The organism is Vibrio sp. A1-b2, from assembly GCF_021726015.1.
GTDB classification, from domain to species: Bacteria; Pseudomonadota; Gammaproteobacteria; order Enterobacterales; family Vibrionaceae; genus Vibrio; species Vibrio diazotrophicus.
The window spans coordinates 125,750-147,474 of the sequence record NZ_JAKKCI010000005.1 but is presented as its reverse complement, the minus strand read 5'-3'; the positions used below and the strand labels follow the sequence as shown (position 1 = coordinate 147,474).

The window sequence follows — 21,725 nt, the reverse complement described above, 5'->3', positions numbered from 1 at the left end:
GATGAGAATCGTCAAACTTTAGTCTTAAGTTGCTATGTTGGTCAAAATGATGAGATTTTAATTTATCGTTAAATTTGCTATTCTGTCGCCCACAGTTTGGCCTCTAGGGCGCTGTTTCTCAGTCAAATTTGAATGAAAACAAGGGCAACGGAGAGCCAAGTTTCCAAGGATGTTCACTTACATTTTTATAATTATTTAGGTGAACCGCAATGAGAGGAAAAAGTCGTGCTTGAAGCCTATCGTAAACACGTCGAAGAGCGTGCCGCAGAAGGAGTTGTACCTAAACCCCTAGATGCAGAGCAAGTTGCTGGACTTGTTGAACTGTTAAAGAATCCCCCTCAAGGTGAAGAAGAATTCATCCTTGATCTGCTTGAAAACCGTATTCCACCGGGCGTTGATGAAGCTGCTTATGTAAAAGCGGGTTTCCTAACCGCTATCGTGAAAGGGGATGTAACCTCTCCTCTAGTCAGTCGTGCAAAAGCTGCAAAGCTACTAGGCACCATGCAAGGTGGCTACAACATCGAGCCATTGGTTTCACTTCTTGATGATGCGGAGCTTGCATCAATTGCTGCTGAAGCTCTATCTCATACTCTGCTTATGTTTGATGCTTTCTATGATGTAGAAGAGAAAGCAAAAGCAGGCAATGAATTCGCGAAACAAGTCCTTCAATCTTGGGCTGATGCAGAATGGTTCCTGTCTAAACCTGCGCTACAAGAAAAAATCACTCTGACTGTATTTAAAGTGACAGGTGAGACAAACACGGATGATTTGTCACCAGCACCAGATGCATGGTCTCGTCCTGATATTCCTGTACACGCTTTAGCAATGCTGAAAAACGAACGTGACGGCATTAATCCTGATCAACCAGGCAGCATTGGTCCAATTAAGCAAATCGAAGCGCTTAAAGAGAAAGGCCATCAGCTAGTGTACGTTGGTGACGTTGTAGGTACGGGTTCATCTCGTAAATCAGCGACTAACTCTGTGCTTTGGTTCATGGGTGACGACATCCCATTTGTTCCAAACAAACGCGCTGGTGGTTATGTACTGGGCGGTAAGATTGCTCCAATCTTCTTTAACACTATGGAAGATGCTGGCGCGCTACCAATCGAAGTTGACGTATCGAAAATGAACATGGGTGACGTAATTGACGTTTATCCATTCGAAGGCAAAGTATGTAACCACGAAACAGGTGAAGTACTGGCTACCTTCAAACTAAAAACTGACGTACTGATTGATGAAGTACGTGCTGGCGGTCGTATCCCATTGATCGTTGGTCGTGGTTTAACAGATAAAGCTCGTCAATCTTTAGGCTTGAGCGCATCTGACGTTTTCCGTCGCCCTGTACCAGTAGCTGACAGCGGCAAAGGCTTTACGCTTGCTCAGAAAATGGTAGGTAAAGCGTGTGGCGTAGAAGGTATTCGTCCGGGTACTTACTGTGAACCGAAAATGACAACGGTTGGTTCTCAAGATACGACTGGCCCTATGACTCGTGACGAGCTGAAAGACCTTGCGTGTCTAGGTTTCTCTGCTGACTTAGTGATGCAGTCATTCTGTCATACTTCAGCGTATCCAAAACCAGTTGACGTGAATACTCACCACACACTGCCTGATTTCATCATGAACCGTGGTGGCGTATCACTACGTCCGGGTGATGGTGTTATCCACTCATGGCTAAACCGTATGTTGCTTCCTGATACCGTTGGTACTGGTGGTGACTCACATACTCGTTTCCCATTGGGTATCTCTTTCCCTGCGGGTTCTGGTCTGGTTGCGTTTGCAGCAGCAACAGGCGTTATGCCTCTTGATATGCCAGAATCTATCTTGGTTCGTTTCAAAGGCGAAATGCAGCCGGGTATCACACTACGTGACCTAGTACATGCCATCCCTTACTACGGCATCAAGCAAGGTCTACTGACTGTAGAGAAAGCAGGTAAGATTAACGAATTCTCTGGTCGCGTACTAGAAATTGAAGGCGTTGAGCACCTAACGGTAGAGCAGGCATTCGAACTTTCAGATGCTTCTGCAGAACGTTCTGCAGCGGGTTGTACAGTGAAACTGTCTCAAGAATCAATCGAAGAGTACCTAAACTCTAACATTACTATGCTTAAGTGGATGATCGCTGAAGGCTACGGTGATGTGCGTACGATTGAACGTCGTATTAAAGCGATGCAAGAGTGGTTAGCAAACCCTGAGCTAATGAGTGCAGATAAAGATGCTGAGTACGCTCACGTAATCGAAATCGATCTTGCAGACATCAAAGAACCAATTCTTTGTGCGCCAAACGATCCAGATGATGCTCGTCTTCTATCTGACGTTCAAGGCACTCAAATCGATGAAGTGTTCATTGGTTCATGTATGACAAACATTGGTCACTTCCGTGCGGCAGGTAAACTGCTTGAGAAGTTCAATGGTCAGCTAGAAACGCGTCTATGGGTGGCTCCGCCAACTAAGATGGATCGCGATCAGCTAACTGAAGAAGGTTACTACGGTATCTTTGGCCGTGCTGGGGTTCGTATTGAAACTCCGGGATGTTCACTATGTATGGGTAACCAAGCTCGCGTAGCGGACAAATCAACGGTAATGTCTACGTCAACACGTAACTTCCCGAACCGTCTCGGTACTGGTGCAAACGTGTATCTATCTTCAGCAGAACTTGCGGCTGTTGGTGCAATTCTAGGTCGTATCCCGACTAAAGAAGAGTACCTACAATACGCAGATCAAATTAACGCAACTGCTGCGGATACATACCGTTACCTAAACTTCCACCGCATGGCGGATTACACCAAGAAAGCTGACACGGTAATTTTCCAAGAGCCAGCATAAGTAACCTTGGTGAAACTATAATGATTAAAACCGCTGATGAAAATCGGCGGTTTTTTATTATCAATTCAAAGCGGATGGCAGTGATAAAGATGGGCACTTGTTGATGAAAAATAAAAAAGCCACTTGGATAAGTGGCTTTTTAGGTATGGGAGAAAGCTTGCTATTGTTAAGCGAGTTTGAGCAACCTAGCTATGTTGCTTGATGTTTGCAGCAGGTTAAGTTCAGCTTCCTCTAATGCAGTATCAAGATCAACGGAGCGGTTAACAATCGCGAAGACTGCATCTAAACCATGCTCATGAACCACACCATAGTCAGGTGTAAAACATCCAGCAATCGCGATCACTTTTCTACCATAACGTTTGGCTGTGCGTGCGACACCGATAGGAGTTTTCCCATGTATGGTCTGACTATCTATGCGCCCTTCCCCTGTGATCACTAGATCGGCATCTTGTACCAAGCTATCGAGCTTTATTGCTTCAATAACGATATCAACGCCCGGTTGTAGCTCCGCGTTCAACACTCCGACTAAAGTGGCACCCATTCCACCAGCAGCACCGCCACCAGACAGAGGCAAAATATCTTTATTAAGATCTTTTTTTACCACGTCAGCAAAGTGCTTCAAAGCCATATCAAGAGTTTCCACCATCTCTGGCGTAGCTCCTTTTTGCGGGCCGAATACAGCAGAAGCACCATGAGGACCACATAGTGGATTATCCACATCGCAAGCAACCTGTAATTCCACTTTTTGAAGACGAGTATCCAAGGTTGAAAGATCAATGGTAGCAAGCTTATTGAGCGAAGATCCTCCAGCTGGCAAAGCTAAACCTTGCGCATCCAAACACTGAACTCCTAAAGCTTGTAACATGCCTAGACCAGCATCGTTAGTGGCGCTGCCACCGAGCCCAACAATGATGCGTTTTACGTTGTGATTCAAAGCAGCCAGAATCAATTCACCTGTACCGTACGAGGTTGTGTACAGTGGATTTCGGCTTGCTTGAGGAACCAAATGTAGACCGGATGCCGCAGCCATTTCGATGACGGCGGTATCACCGTCACCTAATAGTCCATAAAAACCTTCAACAGGTTGCCCCAGTGGATCGGTTACTTGGCAAGCGATAATGCGGCCACCCGTTGCATCCACCAAGGATTGCACCGTGCCTTCGCCACCGTCTGCCATCGGTACTTTGACGTAGTCTGCGTGAGGAAAGACTTGTTTAAATCCTTGTTCAATAACAGTCGCCACTTCCATTGCGGACAGACTTTCTTTAAAAGAATCAGGTGCAATAACTATCTTCATGAACTCTCTCTTACAGTAAAATCAGGCTTAATAGGTAAACCAGCGCCATGGCCGTCACGCCTTGAATCAATGTTGCTGTGGTCTGTGCGCGGTATGCCAAACCCACACTCATGCGGCTGAACTGAGAAACAACCCAGAAGAAACTGTCGTTGGCATGAGACACTGTCATTGCACCAGCACCAATAGCCATAACCGTCAGTACTCGGCCCATTTCAGTATCTAAGCCTAGTTGAGTTAACATCGGAGCGACAAGAGCTGAGGTTGTAACCAGTGCAACTGTTGAAGAGCCTTGTGCGGTTTTCAGTGCGGCTGCAACGATAAATGGCATAAAGATACCCACACCATAGCTTGATAAGGTCTCACCTAAGTAACTGCCTAGCTCTGTTGCTTTCAGTACTGCACCAAATGCACCACCAGCGCCTGTAATTAGCAAAATAGGTGCAGCAGATGTAATGCCTTGGCTGATTCTTTGACCGAACTCTTCTGCCTTGTCATCTGATTTAAGCAGACGGATAGAAAGTAGCAAACCGATAAACAGTGCAACCAGAGGCTGGCCTAAGAACGCCAAAACATCAAAAACCATTCCCTGACCTAACGGGTAAGATGGGAACTTTGCAATAGAGCCTAAACAGATAAACAGAATTGGCACAAAGATCGGAGAGAAAGCCTGACCTGCCGTAGGTAGCTTACCGTAAGACTCTTTCAGTGCTTTCCAATCTTGGTTTAGCTCTTGATGTGCTTCGCCGATATTATCTGGGGCAACGTCTTTGAAGCGATTCGCCCAAAGCATACCTGCGAGAGCTGCCACTGCAGCAACAAAGATACCGACACCAATAACTAATCCCAGATTCGATTCAAGACCTAAGTTACCTGCAGCGGCAATAGGACCTGGTGTTGGTGGCACGAAGGTGTGGGTTGCGTATAAGCCTGTTGCTAGCGCCACACTCATTGCAACACTCGACGTGCGCAGACGTTTAGCGAGTGACTCTTTAAGTGAGTTCAAAATGACAAAGCCTGAATCGCAAAACACAGGAATGGAAACGATGTAGCCGATGATTGTCATTGTTAGGGTAGGGAATCTGTCACCCAGTATACGAATGACGCTATCTGCCATAGTGATAGCTGCGCCACTTTTTTCCAAGATAACACCAATGATGGTACCTAAGACGATTACCAAACCAATGTAGCCTAGTATTCCACCAAAACCACTGGTGATGGTTTTAGCGATGCTATCAGCGGGTAAGCCGTAAGCAAATGCAGCGATAAAAGCCGCACTGATTAATGCTAAGAATGGGTGTAACTTGAACTTTGTAGTAGCGATGACGATAAAGCCAATCACCGCCAACAATATGAGTATCAGCTCCATGTGAAAACTCCGAGTAGGGTTAAGGACGGTAAGTTTGTTGGTCGATCTTTCAGGTTCGACGAGTAATTAGCTAACGAGAGATGATGTTTATTTGTATGTTTCTCACTAGCTAGGGGCATTATCGTGGTTTTGAGATGAATTGAATTGTGCAAATGCACAGGATTGAGTTTTAAAATTGGGTTAAAATTGTGCAAGTGAACATTTTCTTGCGTTTATTTAGTACAATTTTAATGCCAAATATAAGTGTATTTTGTCCTCTAACTTATTGATATCTAGTGATATAAGCTCATTGATCTTATCGAGTCTATAACGCAGAGTATTTCGGTGAATATGTAGCTCTTGGCAGGTTTTAGCTGGATCACAATTTAATAACAAATATGCTTCGATGGTCTTTTGCAATAGCCCCTGGCGGTCATGTTTTTGCAATTCCAATAATGGAGTGAGCAGTTTTTCTCTCTGCCAGTTTTGATATTGCATCGCACTGAGTAAAACAGGTAACTGATGATCGTGGAAAAAGAAAATCGTACCTTTTAGTTTGCGTGTTACTTGTAACGTAGTTTTCGCGCTTTGGTATGAACGGGTGAGCCCATTGATACCAGGGAAGTAATCTCCCACCGCTACGCGCACACGAAATCCTGCTTCTTTATTGATACGTTTAAGCAATGATTTTACACGTTGACGTTCTTTATCTGGATTCCACTCATCACCGATTACCGATGCAGGTTTGAGTACCACCACCTCATGTTCTGAAACCGATAAAATACCGACGAGATTATTACGCTCAGGGTATTCAAGCAGATGAACAAGATGCTGCATATGTTCTAGCGTTAGCGTGTTATCGTCCAGTGCTATCAGCTTGATGATGGTTGCGATTCTGGGCTCATTGATGTCGATATCAAGACGTTGTGCAATGGTGGCGAGTTTTTGCTCATCGCTCTCTTCTGCAGATATCAGTTGCATCACCAACTCTTCTCTATGACGCTTATCCCACTGCACTTGTTCCATCAGTTCAGCTTGCTCGACGATTAACTCAGCTGTCATCTTCACTAGCTCACCATAATGATGGACTTGCGAAGGCTCGCCAGAAATCCCCACAACACCCAATACTTGTTCGTGGTGCACGATTGGTAAATTGATCCCCGGCTTGACGCCTTTAAGGCGGGCAGAGGTGGCTTGATCGATTTCAACCACGCGGCGCTCAGTACTGGCTAATACCGCTCCTTCGTGTTTTTGTTGCAGGCGAGACGGGTCTCCTGAACCAATGATTCTTCCTTGTTCATCCATAACATTGACGGAATAAGGGATGATTTTCATGGTGCGTTCAACGATTTGGCGAGCGATAGTTTCGTTTAGTTTCATGCTGAGAATGGCGTTAGAATACGAATTTGCCGATAATAGTACCTGATCTCGTTATCAATAGAGAAACCCATGGAATTTGAATTTACGAAAAACACCTTAATGGGTGAGTATTACGTTAGCTGCAATATGGAGCACCAGATAGTGGCTCGTTGGTTGCAGGAAGAGATAGGTAAAGATCGCACAAAGATTGAGCAAATATTTTCGTTACTCGACCAAGTGCACCAAAGTCCAGCAAAAGAGTGGAAACTGGCAGGAAAAGAGATCTCTCTTTCGGTGTTAGGTAGTGAAGTGACCGTGCAGGAAAACGCGCTTGGTTACAGTCATGACATTGAGTTTGAAAGCGAATTTGAACTTTACGATAGTGAAAGCACCGCAGAATGTGGTTTGGAAGATTTTGAATCAATGATGAGACAGTGGAGTGAGTTCATCCAAAACTATTAGTTGACTGACTTTTACAATGTGCACTTAAGTGGTGAAGAATGGCTTTAACGCATTGTTATTGGGAAAGGGTTGCACAATATTTGTGCAACCCTTTCTTTTTTTTGGGTCGATATCACTCTAAATCTATATATATCAATGGTTTGAAAAGTTGGCACGTACCTTGGATTACTAGAATGGGATTAGAGTTAATGGACTACAGCTTCAGAGAGGACGCGATGAAACTCATAAACGCAATCATCAAACCATTCAAACTTGACGATGTACGCGAAGCGCTAGCTGATGTTGGCATCGAAGGGATGACAGTATCAGAAGTAAAAGGCTTCGGTCGTCAGAAAGGTCACACAGAGCTTTACCGTGGTGCGGAATACCAAGTGGATTTCCTACCTAAAGTAAAAATCGAAATCGCTACACAGGCAGACAACGTAGACCGTGTTGTTGAAGCAATCATCAAAGCTGCTCATACAGGCAAAATTGGTGACGGTAAAATATTTGTTTATGACTTAAGTCAAGCTGTTCGTATTCGCACTGGCGAAATGGACGTAGAAGCACTTTAAGAATCAGGGATTGGAGACAACTATTATGGAACTGTCAGTAACTGTAGCGGAGTTACGCTACGCACTGGATACTTTCTTCTTCTTAATTTCAGGCGCATTAGTAATGTGGATGGCAGCAGGTTTTGCAATGCTGGAAGCAGGTCTGGTTCGTTCAAAAAACACCACAGAAATTCTGACCAAAAACTTTGTGCTTTACGCTATCGCGTGCACTATGTACTTAATCGTTGGTTACAACATCATGTACGTAGATAACGCAGAAGCGGGTTGGTTACCTTCATTCGGTACACTAATCGGCTCTCAAGCTGAAGGCGCTGACCACTCTCTAGAGTCAGATTTCTTCTTCCAAGTAGTATTCGTTGCAACTTCAATGTCTGTAGTATCAGGTGCCGTTGCTGAACGTATGAAGTTATGGGCATTCCTAATCTTCTCTGTTGTTCTAACAGCATTTATCTACCCAATGGAAGGTTACTGGACTTGGGGCGGCGGTTTCCTATCTGAAGCTGGTTTCAGTGACTTCGCAGGTTCTGGTATTGTACACATGGCTGGTGCAGCAGCAGCTTTGGCTGGTGTTATCCTACTCGGTGCTCGTAAAGGTAAATACGGTAAGAATGGTGAGGTTTACCCAATTCCAGGTTCAAACATGCCACTCGCTACTTTAGGTACATTTATCCTATGGTTCGGTTGGTTCGGTTTTAACGGCGGTTCACAGTTGATGGTTTCTGATTTCGAGAACGCAACTGCAGTAGGTCAAATCTTCCTAAACACTAACGCAGCAGCAGCTGCAGGTGCGATTGCAGCACTACTTGTGTGTAAAACAACTTGGGGCAAAGCTGACCTAACAATGGTTCTAAACGGTGCGTTAGCTGGTCTAGTTGCTATCACTGCAGACCCACTATCACCATCACCACTTTACTCTGTGGCTATCGGTGTGGTTGCGGGCGCAATCGTAGTGTTCAGCATTATTGCTCTAGATAAACTAAAAATCGATGATCCAGTGGGTGCTATCTCTGTACACGGTGTGTGTGGTTTCTTCGGCCTAATGGTTGTTCCACTAAGCAACTCAGGTGCATCATTTGGTTCTCAGCTTCTAGGAGCAGTGGTTATCTTCGGTTGGGTATTCGCAGCAAGCCTAGTGGTTTGGGCTATCCTGAAGGCGACAATGGGTATCCGAGTATCTGAAGAAGAAGAGTTAGAAGGCATGGACATGCATGACTGTGGTGTTGAAGCCTATCCAGAGTTCTCAGTAATTAAATAATCAATAATTAGAACTTCGTCTAAAAAACCTGCTCATGTAGCAGGTTTTTTTTATTATTTACGATTGTGTTCCGGAAAAATGCTCAATATAATTTATGTAAATAAAAAACGTTATCATTATCACTACATATTAGGTTTAATTGATGAAAAAGATGCTTACCCTTTCTGCACTTGCATTAAGCACTTTAGCCCCTTCTGTAATGGCTGCTGAAGAAGTGAATGTTTACTCTTACCGCCAACCTTTCCTTATTGAACCAATGTTTAATGAGTTCACCAAAGAAACTGGTATTAAGGTAAACGTGAAGTTTGCAAAAGAAGGTATTGCAGAGAAGTTGGCGCAAGAAGGTGAATACAGCCCTGCTGATATCGTATTGACTTCTGAGTTTAGCCGTCTGTTTGAACTGTCTGATAAGAAATTAACTCAGCCAGTGAACAGCTCTGTCATTGATGAAAACATTCCTGCTCAATACCGTGATAGCAACGATGAGTGGTTTGCACTCACCATTCGTACTCGTAGTGTGTACTCTTCACGTGATCGCGTTGGTAAATTGGGCGACGACTTTAACTATCTTGATTTAGCAAAGCCTGAGTATAAAGGTAAAATTTGTACTCGTAGCGGTAAGCACCCATACAACATCGCTTTAGTTGCATCTATGGTTGCTAACTACGGTGAAGCAGACACCAAAACTTGGTTAGAAGGTTTGAAAGCGAACCTTGCTCGTAAACCTCAAGGTAACGACCGTGATCAAGTGCGTGCAATTAAAGAAGGACTATGTGATCTTTCTTTAGGTAATAGCTACTACTTGGGTAAAATGCTTCAAGATAAAGAGCAAAAAACTTGGGCTGAGTCTGTGTACATCAACTTCCCAGGTCAAAATGCGCAAGGTACACACGTAAATGTGAGCGGTATGGCTATGGCTAAATACGCTCCAAACCGTGACAATGCTGTGAAATTGATGGAATTCCTGACGGGTGAAACCGCTCAGCATATGTATGCAGAAGTGAACTTCGAATACCCAGTGAAACCAGGCGTAGAGCGTTCTGAACTTGTCGCATCTTGGGGCGACTTTAAGTCTGACTCACTACCTTTAGAAGAAATTGCTGACAACCATACGGTAGCCATCAAGCTGCTGGATGAAGTAAAATTCGATCTTTAGTTTTTTAGGGGGAGTATTTCCCCCTTCTTTTAAAAGCGATATGAGATGTCTTTGCACCTGTTTATGCATCTCAAATTGTCTTGTTGTAATAGGCAATGAAAGAAAAACATCTTGTATGGAAAACCAGTAGTGTTGTTTTGGCAGCACTACTGGTTTTGCCGATCTTAGCCATATTTTTTACCGCTGTTGGCCACACGGATGACGTCTTCGCTCATCTTATGGCAACAGTGATGCCCACCTATGCTCAAAATACCATTGTTCTTGTCGTCAGCGTGATGGCTTTATCTCTGTTATTTGGGATACCAAGTGCATGGATTATGGCGATGTGTAAGCTTCCCGGAGAAAAAATTCTTCAATGGGCTTTGGTGCTCCCTTTAGCGATTCCCGGCTATATTGTTGGCTATATTTTTACTGGCTGGTTTGACTATGCCGGCCCAGTACAAGTGTGGTTAAGAGAGTTAACCGGTTGGCAAGCCGGAGAGTATTGGTTTCCTGATATCCGCAGTTTAACCGGAGCCAGCCTTGTGCTGGCTTTAGTGCTTTACCCTTACGTTTATTTATTGTGCCGAGCAACGTTTATGGAGCAAAACGTTTCTCTGCTACAGTCAGCGCGACTACTCAAATGCACGCCATGGGAAAGCTTTAGACGCATCTCTCTACCTTTGGCTCGTCCCTCTATTGCGGTCGCGTTATCTCTGGTGGCAATGGAGACTATCGGTGATTTCGGTACGGTTAATTACTTTGCTATCAGCACATTGACCACTGCGGTATATGACACTTGGTTAAACTATTCCAACCTTAATGCCGCCGCTAAAATTTCAGCCATTATGTTGGTAATAGTGCTGCTATTGCTTAGTGCTGAACGTTATAGCCGACGCAAGCAGAAGCTTTACCAGACTCAGTTTAATAGCCATGAAGATTTCCGTTACGATTTGAGCGGATGGAAAAAATGGCTTGCCCTGTTCTGGTGCTGGGGATTAGTCGCAACGGCTTTCATTTTTCCTCTGATGCAGCTGATCAGTTATGCTTACACCTACTTTGAACAAAGTTGGACAGAAGAATTTCGTCAATATGCGCTTAACAGTTTGAAAGTGTCGCTAACAGCGGCGATTGTTGCTGTTAGCGTTGCTTTGGTTCTTAATTTCTATGCCCGCCTAAAACAGAATCGAACCAGTGTTGCTTTGATGCGTTTATCTTCTATGGGGTATGCGGTTCCGGGAACGGTACTCGCTATCGGCGTAATGGTTCCGGTATTAACGCTAGACCACACTGTCAACGATATCGCTAAAGTGATGCAGTGGGGCAGACCGGGGCTGATATTCTCTGGCACTATGTTTGCGATTATTTTCGCCATGCTGGTACGTTTCTCTGCTGTTGCGATTGGCAGTATAGAAAGCAGTCTAAATAAAGTCTCCCCATCACTGGATATGGCCGCCCGTACAATGGGATGCCAGTCAAACAGTATGTTGTGGCGAGTGCATTTCCCACTGGTACGTCGTGGAGCTCTGATTGCTGGTTTGCTGGTGTTTATTGAGTCGATGAAAGAACTCAATGCTTCTCTGTTACTCCGTCCATTCAACTTTGAAACGCTGGCTACCTATGTCTATAACTATGCTTCTGATGAGCATCTAGAACTTGCCGCTTTGCCAGCCGTATTATTGGTTCTGGTTGGTTTAATCCCGCTTGTAATTGTTAACCGTTCTCTGGAGCAAAATCACTGATGAGCTGCGCACTTTCCATTCAAGACCTCACTTGTCAGTACGACACTCAAACGGTACTGGAGTCTCTATCGCTTGAAGTTGATAAAGGTGAGATTGTCTGCTTACTTGGGGCAAGTGGTTGTGGCAAAACAACCCTGCTTAAAGCGATTGCTGGACTACTGCCTTTAACTTCAGGACATATGAGCCTAAATTGCGTCACCATCGATGATGGAGCCAACTGGCTTGCGCCGGAAAAACGCAATATCGGTATGATTTTCCAAGATTACGCACTATTTCCACATCTAACCGTTGAAGAGAATGTTGGCTTTGGGTTGCGAACCTTATCGGCGGTTGAACGTAACAGCAAAGTTCAAGAGATGTTGGAACTAGTTCATCTTAGCTCATTTGGTGATCGTTACCCTCATCAGCTTTCTGGTGGACAACAGCAACGCGTTGCCATTGCTCGTTCGTTGGCTTACAAACCGGATCTTCTTTTACTTGATGAACCGTTTTCCAATATCGATACTCAAGTTCGACACGATTTGATCGCAGAGATTCGTAAAATATTCAAAAAGCAGGGCGTGACAGCGATTTTCGTCACTCACTCTAGAGAAGAAGCTTTTGCCTTTGCCGATAAAATGGCCGTGATGAATCACGGTGTTATTGAACAGTTCGGTACCGCCTCAGAGCTCTACTATCAGCCCTCAAGCAAGTTTGTTGCGGATTTTCTTGGTGGTGGTAGCTATCTGCCAGCGACTCGTAATACACAAGGTCTGTTTGACACGCCTCTTGGAACCTTGGAAGCGCAAGTACAGACTGAAATTGCGGTTGGCGGCTGCTGTGAATTATTGCTACGTCCTCAACAAGTATTGATTCAGTCTTCAGATAAAGGTGAAGTCACCGTTCTAGAGCAGCAATTTATGGGCGACCACTGTCGTTACGTGATTGATGTGCACGGTACTAAACTTCTGGCGACGTCAGCTCAGGCTATTTCGGTAGGGCAGAAGGTGGTAGTGGAGATTGATGAGCAGGGGATTTTGGCATTTTGATTTAGTGTACTCCCCCTCAGACGAGGGGGAGTAGTAAACGCCTTACAAAGACAAAAACGTCTTCATTTGTAGCAGAACACGCTCAGCGGTAGGTTTGTCTTCCATCTCTGCGAAAATACGCAACAAAGGTTCAGTACCTGAGAAGCGGGCAATTACCCAACCTCCATTTTTGAAGTAAACCTTCGCGCCGTCTTCGTAGCTGACTTTTTCAATTTCAAACTCAAAGTCTGGCAATTGTTTCTCAACATAGATTTTGTTGTACAGTGCTTGCTTCTCTGAAGCTTTAAATTTGCAGTCACCTTCAGCGGTATAGGCGTAGCCATAACGAGCGTAGATTTCGTCCAGCATTTCAGACAGTTTCTTGCCTGTTACGCTGATCATTTCGACAAGCAGGCTGGAAGCAAACACGCCATCTTTGCCTTTGATATGGCCGCGAATGGTTAAGCCGCCAGAGCTTTCACCGCCTAACAGTGAATCATCAGCTTCCATTTGCGAGCTAATATGCTTAAAGCCTACGGGAACCTCAAAGCACTTTTCGTTGTGATCTGCGGCGATTTTATCGAGCAGATGAGTGGTGGCGATGTTACGTACCACTGAGCCTTTCCAGCCCTTGTATTCAAGCAGGTAGTAATATAGCAGCATCAATACTTCATTAGGGTGAATGAAATTACCTTTCTCATCAATAATGCCAAGGCGGTCAGCATCACCATCGGTACCAATACCAATATCGTAGCCTTCGTCTTTAACCAGATGCTGCAAGCGATACAAGGTCGTTGCGTTTGGTGATGGCATCAAGCCACCGAAGTCGGGGTTTTTACCATCGTTAATCACATCCACATCACAACGGCCATTGATCAATACTGTTTGCAGCGCATTTTTCGCCACGCCAAACATAGGATCGATCAATACGCGCAAGTTGGCTTTTTTGATCGCTTCAATGTCGATAAAGTCGATGATCGAATCGACAAACTCATTCATTGGGTTGATCGCAATAATCTGTTTATCCTGAATCGCTTGATCAAATTCAATGGATGTTACGTCACTTAACATCAGTGTTGCGATCTGCTGTTCGATCTTCTTGGTGATAATTTCATCGGCATCGCGGCCGCCACGGATAAATACTTTTACGCCATTGTAATCAGCAGGGTTGTGAGAGGCGGTAATACATGCAGAGTAAGCACAGTCGAGCTGCTTTGCCTTATACATCACTACCGGTGTCGGCACGAATTTGTCGATAAAGCTGACGGTAATTCCGTTTCCAGCCAACACTTCTGCAAACCATTTTGCGGCTTTGTCGGAAAGAAAACGGCGGTCATAGCCAATCACAAAGCCTTCATTGGCCACATTTTCACTATTGATGATATTGGCTAACGCCTGGGCGACTAAACGCACGTTGTCTTTGGTGAACTCTTCACCAATAAATGCGCGCCAGCCACCAGTACCAAATTGAATCATGTTCTGTTCTCCTTTAATCGACGCTCTAAGCAACGCCTTAGAGAAAAGGCAGTGAACCAGCATTGATAAACAAACCCTACGTGCCATGGATGGCACGGTTGGAGCTCCATGGATAGGAAGGGCGTGTTTGTGTTCAATGTTGGTTCGCTGATTCTCCGTCGTTAACTTTTATTAACCCATTACCACAGTGATTTGGTTAACGCTGCCTTGTGGCTGAGCCTTGATTGCATCAACCTGCTCACCATTCACCGTTATTGACTTAACGCCTTTGCTTACACCATTTGGGTTTAGCACTTTGATCTGGTAAGTTGCGCCGCGCCATTGACGAGTCACTTCAAATTCCGGCCATGAGGTTGGAATACAAGGGTCAACTATTAAGGTATCAAAGCCAGTACGCACACCTAGGATGTAGTTAGTCGCTGCATAGTAAGCCCAGCCTGATGTTCCGGTTAACCATGGGTGGTTTGCTCGACCATGATCCTGATGATCGCGTCCCATGATGAACTGTACATAGGAGTAAGGTTCTGCAACGCGAGTCTCAATCATATCGTTCTGGTTATATGGGTTAAGAGCGTCATAGAATTCCATCGCTCTGTCGCCACGGCCTAATTTCGCCTCTGCTACCCAAGCCCAAGGGTTTGGATGAGAGAAAATTGCGCCGTTTTCTTTTACGCCCTGATAAACACGAGTCACAAAACCGATATCATCATTCGGAGTAGCGAATGATGGCGCATTGAGGTGTAAGCCGTATGGCGAGAACAGGTATTTGTAAACCGCATCCATGGCTTTTTCACCGCGTTCTTGAGAAACCGCGCCTGATAAAACGGCCAGAGAGTTGGACTCAAGATGCACTTTGCCTTCCACCTGTTCAAAGGTGCCGATCTTGTCGCCATCTTTGGTGAGACCACGGATATACCACTCGCCTTGTCCATCCCATAAGTGGGTTTCACAAGCATCGCGTACACCGTCAGCCATTGCTTGGTATTTGCTTAACGCCTCACTATCGTTGCGGTAGTTAGCTAATTCAAGGAATGCTTCCAAAGCCCAGAAATGAAGGAAAGAAACCATTGCGGATTCACCGCCGCCTAAGTTCAGACAGTCGTTCCAGTCAGCGCGCAGGCCTTTACAAATACCCGTTTGTCCGACGTATTCGGCTGAGAAATCCAGAGCTGCCATCATGTGTTGGTAAATTGTTGCGTTACCACCATCAGCATAAGGGATCACTTCATCAATAAAGCCGAAATCGCCCGTCTCTTTTACGTAGTTAAGAATGGTTGGCACTATCCAAAGATGATCGTCAGAGCAGGTATCTTTAATGCCGTGGATCTTATCTTCGTCAGAAGGTGTTGGAACGACAGTCGGTGATTTTGAAGGTTTTACATCGGCTTTTTCTGGATCAAACCAGTCTGGATCGAACAGGTGTAAACCGTAGCCCGCTTTCACTTGCCCACGCAGAAGATCCACTAAACGTTTACGCGTCATCGCTGGGTTCGTATGCGGTACCGAAATCGCATCTTGCGCAGTATCACGATAGCCAAGACCAGTACGCCCACCCACTTCAATGAAAGAGGCGAAGCGTGACCAAACCACACAGGTTTCTGCTTGATAGAGCGTCCAAGCGTTCAGCATAGTATCCAAGCCTGCATTCGGAGACTTCACTTGGAACTTACTGCAACGTTCATCCCAGTGTTGTTTGATACCTGCAAAGGCTTTATCCACTTCGTTCAGGTCTTGGTATTTAGCTCTAAGTTTCTCGCCATTGCCTTTACCAACACCAAGTATGACCGCAAAACGTACTTTCTCGCCCGGTTGTAGTGTGAATTGCTTATGCAAAGCACCACAGTGGTTGTAACAGGTTTGAGTACGGTTAGAACACTGTCCCTTTTCAACAGCGATTGGGTTAGCTTCGTCACGGTACATACCTAAGAAGGTATCTCGTTGACCGTCATAGCTGTCAGCATCGAACGTTGCAGTTAGGTAGTAGTAACCAAGGAAATCGTCAGTGTTGTAGTAAAGATCGTACTCAATGACGCCATCTTTGTAGTCTGTACCAGCAGAGTAAAGGGACATCTGATGGTTCTGATTGTCCGAAGCAATATGACTGAAAGAGAACTCTACATAGTTAAATGCACTGATGGTACGAGGACGATCAGAAGTGTTTTCAATCACAACATCCCAAACTTCCGCATCTTCACCTTTAGGTACAAACAGCGTTTTGCTTGCGACAATACCGTTGTAGTCACATTTAAATTTTGAGTATGACAAGCCGTGGCGAACTTCGTAGTTGGCTTGCTCTAAACTTTTTGCTACTGGCTGCCAAGAAACAGACCAGAAATCACCTGTTTCGTCGTCACGCAGATAAACATAGTGACCCGGACGATCTTGGGTAAAGTTAGGACGGAATTTGGTGACTCGGTTGTACTCAGGTGAGTGATAAAACGAGTAGCCACCTGCGTTGTGAGAGATAACGCTGCAGAATTTCTCCGTTCCCAAATAGTTGGTCCATGGCGCAGGTACGTCTGGACGTGTGATGACGTATTCACGATTATCGTTATCGAAATAGCCGTATTTCATGGTGATTTCCTTTTTCTAAAACTGCGAATAACGCAGTCAATGTCGATGCTAGCGAACTTGAATATGTACTTACTTCCATCTCATGCTTTGGCATGGGAATGGCAAAAATGAATAACGTTATTTCCAAGGAGATCGATAGTGGATCTCCTGTTTATCCAGCAATGGTAAGTGCCCTTTGAGGCGAGCCAGATAATCAGGCCAGTCACGTAATGAATTCTGTGTCCATCCTGCTTCCGCTAATGCGGTGAGGCGAGGGTAGAGCATGTAGTCCATACGAGATTGGTCATTGATAATTTCGCACCACAGTGCGCTTTGCATGCCTAAGATGCGTTTGCGAATAGGGTGGTCGGCGGGAACTTCTGCCAAAGGTTCGTAGCTGTATGCGCGTTCCAATGGTGTGACGCCAGCCCAGGCAACACCGGGTTCTTCTGGTGCATAGTCCTGAACAATATCGAGATAGGTGTACTGACCCGGTTGCAAGATGACATCAAAACCTTGCTTGGCGCAGTCCAGTGCCGCTTGCTCCGAAAGCCAAGAATAGATAACCGTGTCTTTACTGACTTTGTTGCCATGTTGAGCCTCTTCCCAGCCCACCATACGTTTGCCTAAAGAGCGTAATTTTTTCTCAACGTAGCGCAGTAAGTGACCTTGCAGCTCTTTGGCATCCTCATAGCCATGTTCTGCCATCAACGCCTGACATTTAGGGCTGTTAATCCATACGCCATCAGGGACTTCATCAGCACCGATATGGAAAAAGTGACTTGGGAACAGAGCGGCGATTTCTTCCAAAACCAGATCCAAAAAGCGATACGTTTCAGGAAGGGCTGGTGATAAAACGTTGTCGCTATAGTTTTGGATACTGCGATATTCAGAGCGATCTTCAGTATCTAACAGCCATTCAGACAGCGAACGGATCGCAGCGCGACAGTGACCCGGAATATCGATCTCTGGAATAACTGTGATTCCTCGATCTCCGGCATAAGCGATCACTTGCTTGATCTCTTCTTGGGTGTAATAGCCACCGTGCTGATCGGTGACAGTACTGAACTGAGGACCAATCACTTTGTCTACACCACGCCAAGCGCCGATATTAGTCAGTTGAGGCAGTGATTTGATCTCAATGCGCCAGCCTTCATCATCGGTGAGATGCCAGTGAAAAGTGCTGAACTTGTAGTGAGCCAACTGATTGATCAGACGCTTTACGCGTTCAACCGGATGAAAATGACGAGCGCAGTCGAGCATCATGCCGCGATATTTGAATCGTGGTGCATCGCTGATTTTGACGCACGGAACAACCAAGCCGTCTTGTGTGCGTTTAATGAGTTGCAACAGTGTCGCCGAAGCGTGCACAAAACCCACGTGACCGCTGGCTTCTAAGAGTATGCCTTTGGCGTTAACGGTCAGGTGATAGTGTTCTTCATCCAAAATTGGGTTGCTCTGATAGACAATATCCGCATTGCCAATTGGTTGAGGTTCAAACTCATAAAGATGTTTGAGTTCTTGTTGCAGCCAAGAGGCAGCTTGTTCCGCATTAGCAGAGTGCAGTGTAATCTGGCTGGTGGAGGCTAAAACATAATGTCCGCCCAGCTTTTCAACCTTGTTCGGTTTAGGAATCAAACATAACTCTGCGGCTTCTGTCGCTGGGATTTCACTACGTTCTTGATATGGAGAAGCCAGAACAATAGGGGTTACAGCGACATCATAACGAACAGTTGCTTCAGTATGATTGAGCTGTACAAACGCCTCTTTAATTCCGTCACTGTAAAAGCGGAACGGTGCTGTTTTTATGCGAAATTCGCAGTAATAGTGACCATTAGCTGGCAATACCGCTTGATGCGGTAATAGGCTGCAGAAGCTACCTACCTGATGGAGTTCGCCGTTGGAGACACTGTCAGGCTGGATAAAGCGATCCATGATGAAATGCAATGACCAATCACTTAGATCTTGCTCACTTAAGTTGTGTAGTGTCAGGCCAAATCGGCAATCATTTTTCTGCTCAGAAAGTACAGCAAAGTCAATTCGATAGTTCATCATTAACCCTTAATACAAATTCTCTTAATACAAATTGTGTGCTGGTTTGCCAGCAAACATCAGTGCGCCCTCAATAGCGTCGAACTGAGGTGTAACAATCCATTGTTGAACGGGCGGAGATAGCCAATCCAAAATGCGTTCTGCAATACTGCCCATCAGACAAATTTTCTCTGCACCCTTGTGGTGTAAAGCATTAAGAAACATTTCGATATCTGCAGCGGTTTGTTTAAGAAGCTCAATCGCCAGAGGATCATGTTGTTGAGCATGAGAAAAAATGGCTGGAGAAAACTGTCCGTAATCACGAGGTAAAGCCGATTTAGACCATTCGACAATCTGGTCTACATCGTTATCAAAATGCTCCATTACATGCTGACTTAGAGGGGTATGAGGACGAATGCCATCTTGGGTCAGAATGACCTTTTGAATCAGGCTCAGCCCCATCATTGCACCGCTGCCTTGGTCTGAAATTGGAAATTCTCTGCCTCCAACCACATGTTGTTGGCCGTCTTTGAGTAATATTCCACAAGAGCCAGTACCGGCAATCATAATCGCACCATCATCGCCGTTATGAGCACCGAGACACGCCCCGTAGGCATCAGTGTTCAAGGTGACAGAAGCGAACGGGTGAGGCTGCTGCATAAAAGCAAACCATGCGGACTTTTGTTCCGCTCCCGCTAAAGCAAGGCCGACATGCATTCTGTGTAGATAGGTTTCATCCAAGCCACCTTGTTTTGTGGCAATGCGGATGGCTTCAGTGATTGAACGCAACGCTATATCTACACCTAGCAGGATGTTTGCGCTGCCGCATTTGCCTTCACCGATAAGGTTACCGTCGATGTCACGAATGCGTGCTCGACAAGAGGTACCGCCACCATCAATGCCAACGAAATAATTACTCATGACATTGATCCTCTAGCTGAGCAGAGCAGGCTGTTTTGAAGTGCACTAATTGGCTCATAATTGCCATTAAGTACCAAGCACCATGTGGGATCCATTGTTCTCCCCAGCGCCAGTTTTGCATCATGTCGTCTTTCTGTTTTTCAGGATTGAACGCAATGTCCTGCGGATCATCAAAACCTGCGGTGATGCCATTGCAGACACCGCCCTTGGCATTGAAAAAGCCTAGGTGTGGTAAATAGTCAGGATTGTTGCGTCCATGCCCGTCGAGCATGCACATGTCGTATGGGTTTAAGCCTGTAACCCAGTTAAGCGAATTTTGTGCAAAGCTGAGCAACTGGTTTTTTAGTTGTTGGTCTTGTAAGTACGGTTGTACTTGATAAGCCATTGCTGCCAGCGAAGCCAGACGGGCATTTTCGCCCTGCCACCAATAGCCTGATTCGTTGTTTTGTGAAATAAAGAATGCGCTGCGCTTTTCTCCATCGACGTCTTTAACGTATTGACGTGGGTAGCCAAACGGGTTGCAAACGGACTGAGTAATCGTGAGTTCAAACTGACATGCTTGAGCCACGACAGTGCGAACTTTTTCCAAACGCTCTTTGTTCGTTTCAATATCCAGATACTCGCACAAAGCAATGACAGGAAGCCCTGCTTCCGATGCGTGATAGTAGGGACGGCTGCCATCGCTGTTGGCAGACCAGAAACCTAGATGATTTTCATCGTTGTGTTGTCTTGCACACAAGCGTTCAGCCCATGCTTGAGCTTCTTGTAAATACTCTTGTTTTGAACTGCTTGAGCGATACAACTCGCATGCTGCGAGTAGGGCGCAGTATTCATCAATGATGTTCTCTTCACCGTCATTGAGATAGCGGGTATTGCACTTTTTTAAATGCCAATAACCTTTCTCTGCGGCAGCGAGATATTGTTCACGGCTGAATTCGCCATCAATATCGCATCTTGCAGCGGCCGCAAGCGCGGCTATTGCCACTCCGCCACCTTGACGAAAACCGGCTTGATAATCGTTGGATTTGTGACCCTGCTGAGTTTCATAAGCACAGATTTCTCTGCGCTTAATGTCCTTACTCCACTGGTCGAAAATCGTCATATAAAAAAATCCCTCGGAGTGCTGCATACGAACTAAGAAATCAGCACCAAACAACGCCTCTTCCTTAAGGCGAGTGCGAGAAAATGCAGCAAACTCCGAGCGATGGTCTAAAATCGCTAACCCTTTGAATAGGTTCCATACCACAATGGGGGTTTGTTGTGGATTCAAATAGTTAGCGTAAGAAAGGTGACTTAAATATTTGCTAACGTCACCTGAAGCGTCGTACCAGCCACCATGCACATCGGCAGTGGATGATGTGCCTAACAGAGGTACCGACTTATCTTGCTTGTCAAAAATTCCGCCACAGCGTTGTGACTTGAAATAATGCAGCACGTCTGAAAAAGTGCGCTGCATCAGTAGACCCTGAGCAATAGAAAAAACTTCAGATTGCGTACTTTCAGATTGAGAGTTTTCAACACGTAAGTAAAAGCTGCCTTCTCCAGTAAACTGAGAGAAGTCGATACGGTGAAAATATCCGTGATGCCAATTCGCCACTTTACCGTGTCGCTCAATGGTGAGTTGAGCGACAGTCTTATGGCTATAACTGCAAACAAGTTGAGCAAAAGTAGCGTGTAGCTCTGAGGTTCTACTCAAAAGCACTGCCTGCTTTGGTCCCAATGTTTCATAGCCAATGTGGTTGATCAGTAACTGCATTTAGGTCTC

Annotated in this window: 15 protein-coding genes; 7 read left to right on the top strand and 8 right to left on the bottom strand. The window is 45.4% G+C overall.

Annotated elements, in window-relative coordinates; translation table 11 throughout:
• Positions 1-225: 225 nt before the first annotated feature.
• Positions 226-2,823, top strand: a complete 2,598-nt coding sequence (gene acnB / locus L3V23_RS13215) for a bifunctional aconitate hydratase 2/2-methylisocitrate dehydratase (RefSeq protein WP_102954102.1) — start codon at positions 226-228, stop codon at positions 2,821-2,823.
• Positions 2,824-2,989: 166 nt separating this feature from the next.
• Here the strand turns inward: acnB and L3V23_RS13210 are convergent, their stop codons facing one another.
• The 3 genes from L3V23_RS13210 to L3V23_RS13200 all read right to left on the bottom strand — a co-directional run bounded on the left by L3V23_RS13210 (position 2,990) and on the right by L3V23_RS13200 (position 6,845).
• Positions 2,990-4,120, bottom strand: coding sequence for a glycerate kinase (locus L3V23_RS13210; protein ID WP_102963224.1), 1,131 nt, complete (start codon positions 4,118-4,120; stop codon positions 2,990-2,992).
• A gap of 10 nt (positions 4,121-4,130) precedes the next feature.
• Positions 4,131-5,486: a GntP family permease gene (locus tag L3V23_RS13205; RefSeq protein ID WP_102966210.1), complete on the bottom strand. Its 1,356-nt coding sequence runs from the start codon at positions 5,484-5,486 to the stop codon at positions 4,131-4,133.
• A gap of 216 nt (positions 5,487-5,702) precedes the next feature.
• Positions 5,703-6,845, bottom strand: coding sequence for a sugar diacid recognition domain-containing protein (locus L3V23_RS13200; protein WP_102940993.1), 1,143 nt, complete (start codon positions 6,843-6,845; stop codon positions 5,703-5,705).
• Positions 6,846-6,914: 69 nt separating this feature from the next.
• Between L3V23_RS13200 and L3V23_RS13195 the strand changes: the two genes are divergently transcribed.
• The 6 genes from L3V23_RS13195 (at position 6,915) to L3V23_RS13170 (ending at position 13,000) form a co-directional block, all read left to right on the top strand.
• Positions 6,915-7,286, top strand: coding sequence for a YacL family protein (locus L3V23_RS13195; RefSeq protein WP_102966211.1), 372 nt, complete (start codon positions 6,915-6,917; stop codon positions 7,284-7,286).
• A gap of 215 nt (positions 7,287-7,501) precedes the next feature.
• Complete coding sequence (locus tag L3V23_RS13190; protein ID WP_102954171.1) at positions 7,502-7,840, top strand: P-II family nitrogen regulator; 339 nt, start codon at positions 7,502-7,504, stop codon at positions 7,838-7,840.
• 25 nt (positions 7,841-7,865) lie between these two features.
• Positions 7,866-9,095 carry an ammonium transporter gene (locus L3V23_RS13185; RefSeq protein ID WP_042484470.1) on the top strand — a complete coding sequence of 410 codons (1,230 nt, stop codon included), beginning with the start codon at positions 7,866-7,868 and terminating at the stop codon, positions 9,093-9,095.
• Positions 9,096-9,237: 142 nt separating this feature from the next.
• On the top strand, positions 9,238-10,251 hold the full coding sequence (locus L3V23_RS13180) for a Fe(3+) ABC transporter substrate-binding protein (RefSeq protein WP_102954106.1): 1,014 nt from the start codon (positions 9,238-9,240) through the stop codon (positions 10,249-10,251).
• Positions 10,252-10,346: 95 nt separating this feature from the next.
• Positions 10,347-11,972 carry an iron ABC transporter permease gene (locus L3V23_RS13175; RefSeq protein ID WP_102966212.1) on the top strand — a complete coding sequence of 542 codons (1,626 nt, stop codon included), beginning with the start codon at positions 10,347-10,349 and terminating at the stop codon, positions 11,970-11,972.
• Entirely contained in the window at positions 11,972-13,000 is a 1,029-nt protein-coding gene (locus L3V23_RS13170) for an ABC transporter ATP-binding protein (RefSeq protein WP_102966213.1), read from the top strand. The genes L3V23_RS13175 and L3V23_RS13170 overlap by 1 nt, the downstream gene beginning before the upstream one ends.
• Positions 13,001-13,042: 42 nt before the next feature.
• On the opposite strand, the gene L3V23_RS13165 is transcribed toward L3V23_RS13170, so the two are convergent.
• From L3V23_RS13165 to L3V23_RS13145, 5 genes are all read right to left on the bottom strand, one after another.
• Positions 13,043-14,455, bottom strand: coding sequence for a phosphoglucomutase/phosphomannomutase family protein (locus L3V23_RS13165; RefSeq protein WP_102966214.1), 1,413 nt, complete (start codon positions 14,453-14,455; stop codon positions 13,043-13,045).
• 171 nt (positions 14,456-14,626) lie between these two features.
• A complete protein-coding gene (locus tag L3V23_RS13160) occupies positions 14,627-17,029 on the bottom strand; it encodes an amylo-alpha-1,6-glucosidase (protein ID WP_237292416.1) in 2,403 nt (800 codons plus the stop codon).
• Positions 17,030-17,146: 117 nt separating this feature from the next.
• Complete coding sequence (locus tag L3V23_RS13155; protein ID WP_102966216.1) at positions 17,147-19,060, bottom strand: family 20 glycosylhydrolase; 1,914 nt, start codon at positions 19,058-19,060, stop codon at positions 17,147-17,149.
• A gap of 24 nt (positions 19,061-19,084) precedes the next feature.
• Positions 19,085-19,960 carry an N-acetylglucosamine kinase gene (locus tag L3V23_RS13150; RefSeq protein ID WP_102966217.1) on the bottom strand — a complete coding sequence of 292 codons (876 nt, stop codon included), beginning with the start codon at positions 19,958-19,960 and terminating at the stop codon, positions 19,085-19,087.
• The gene (locus L3V23_RS13145; protein ID WP_102966218.1) at positions 19,953-21,716 is read right to left on the bottom strand and encodes a glycoside hydrolase family 9 protein; all 1,764 of its coding nucleotides are present in this window, start codon (positions 21,714-21,716) and stop codon (positions 19,953-19,955) included. The genes L3V23_RS13150 and L3V23_RS13145 overlap by 8 nt, the downstream gene beginning before the upstream one ends.
• Between the last annotated feature and the right edge of the window lie 9 nt (positions 21,717-21,725).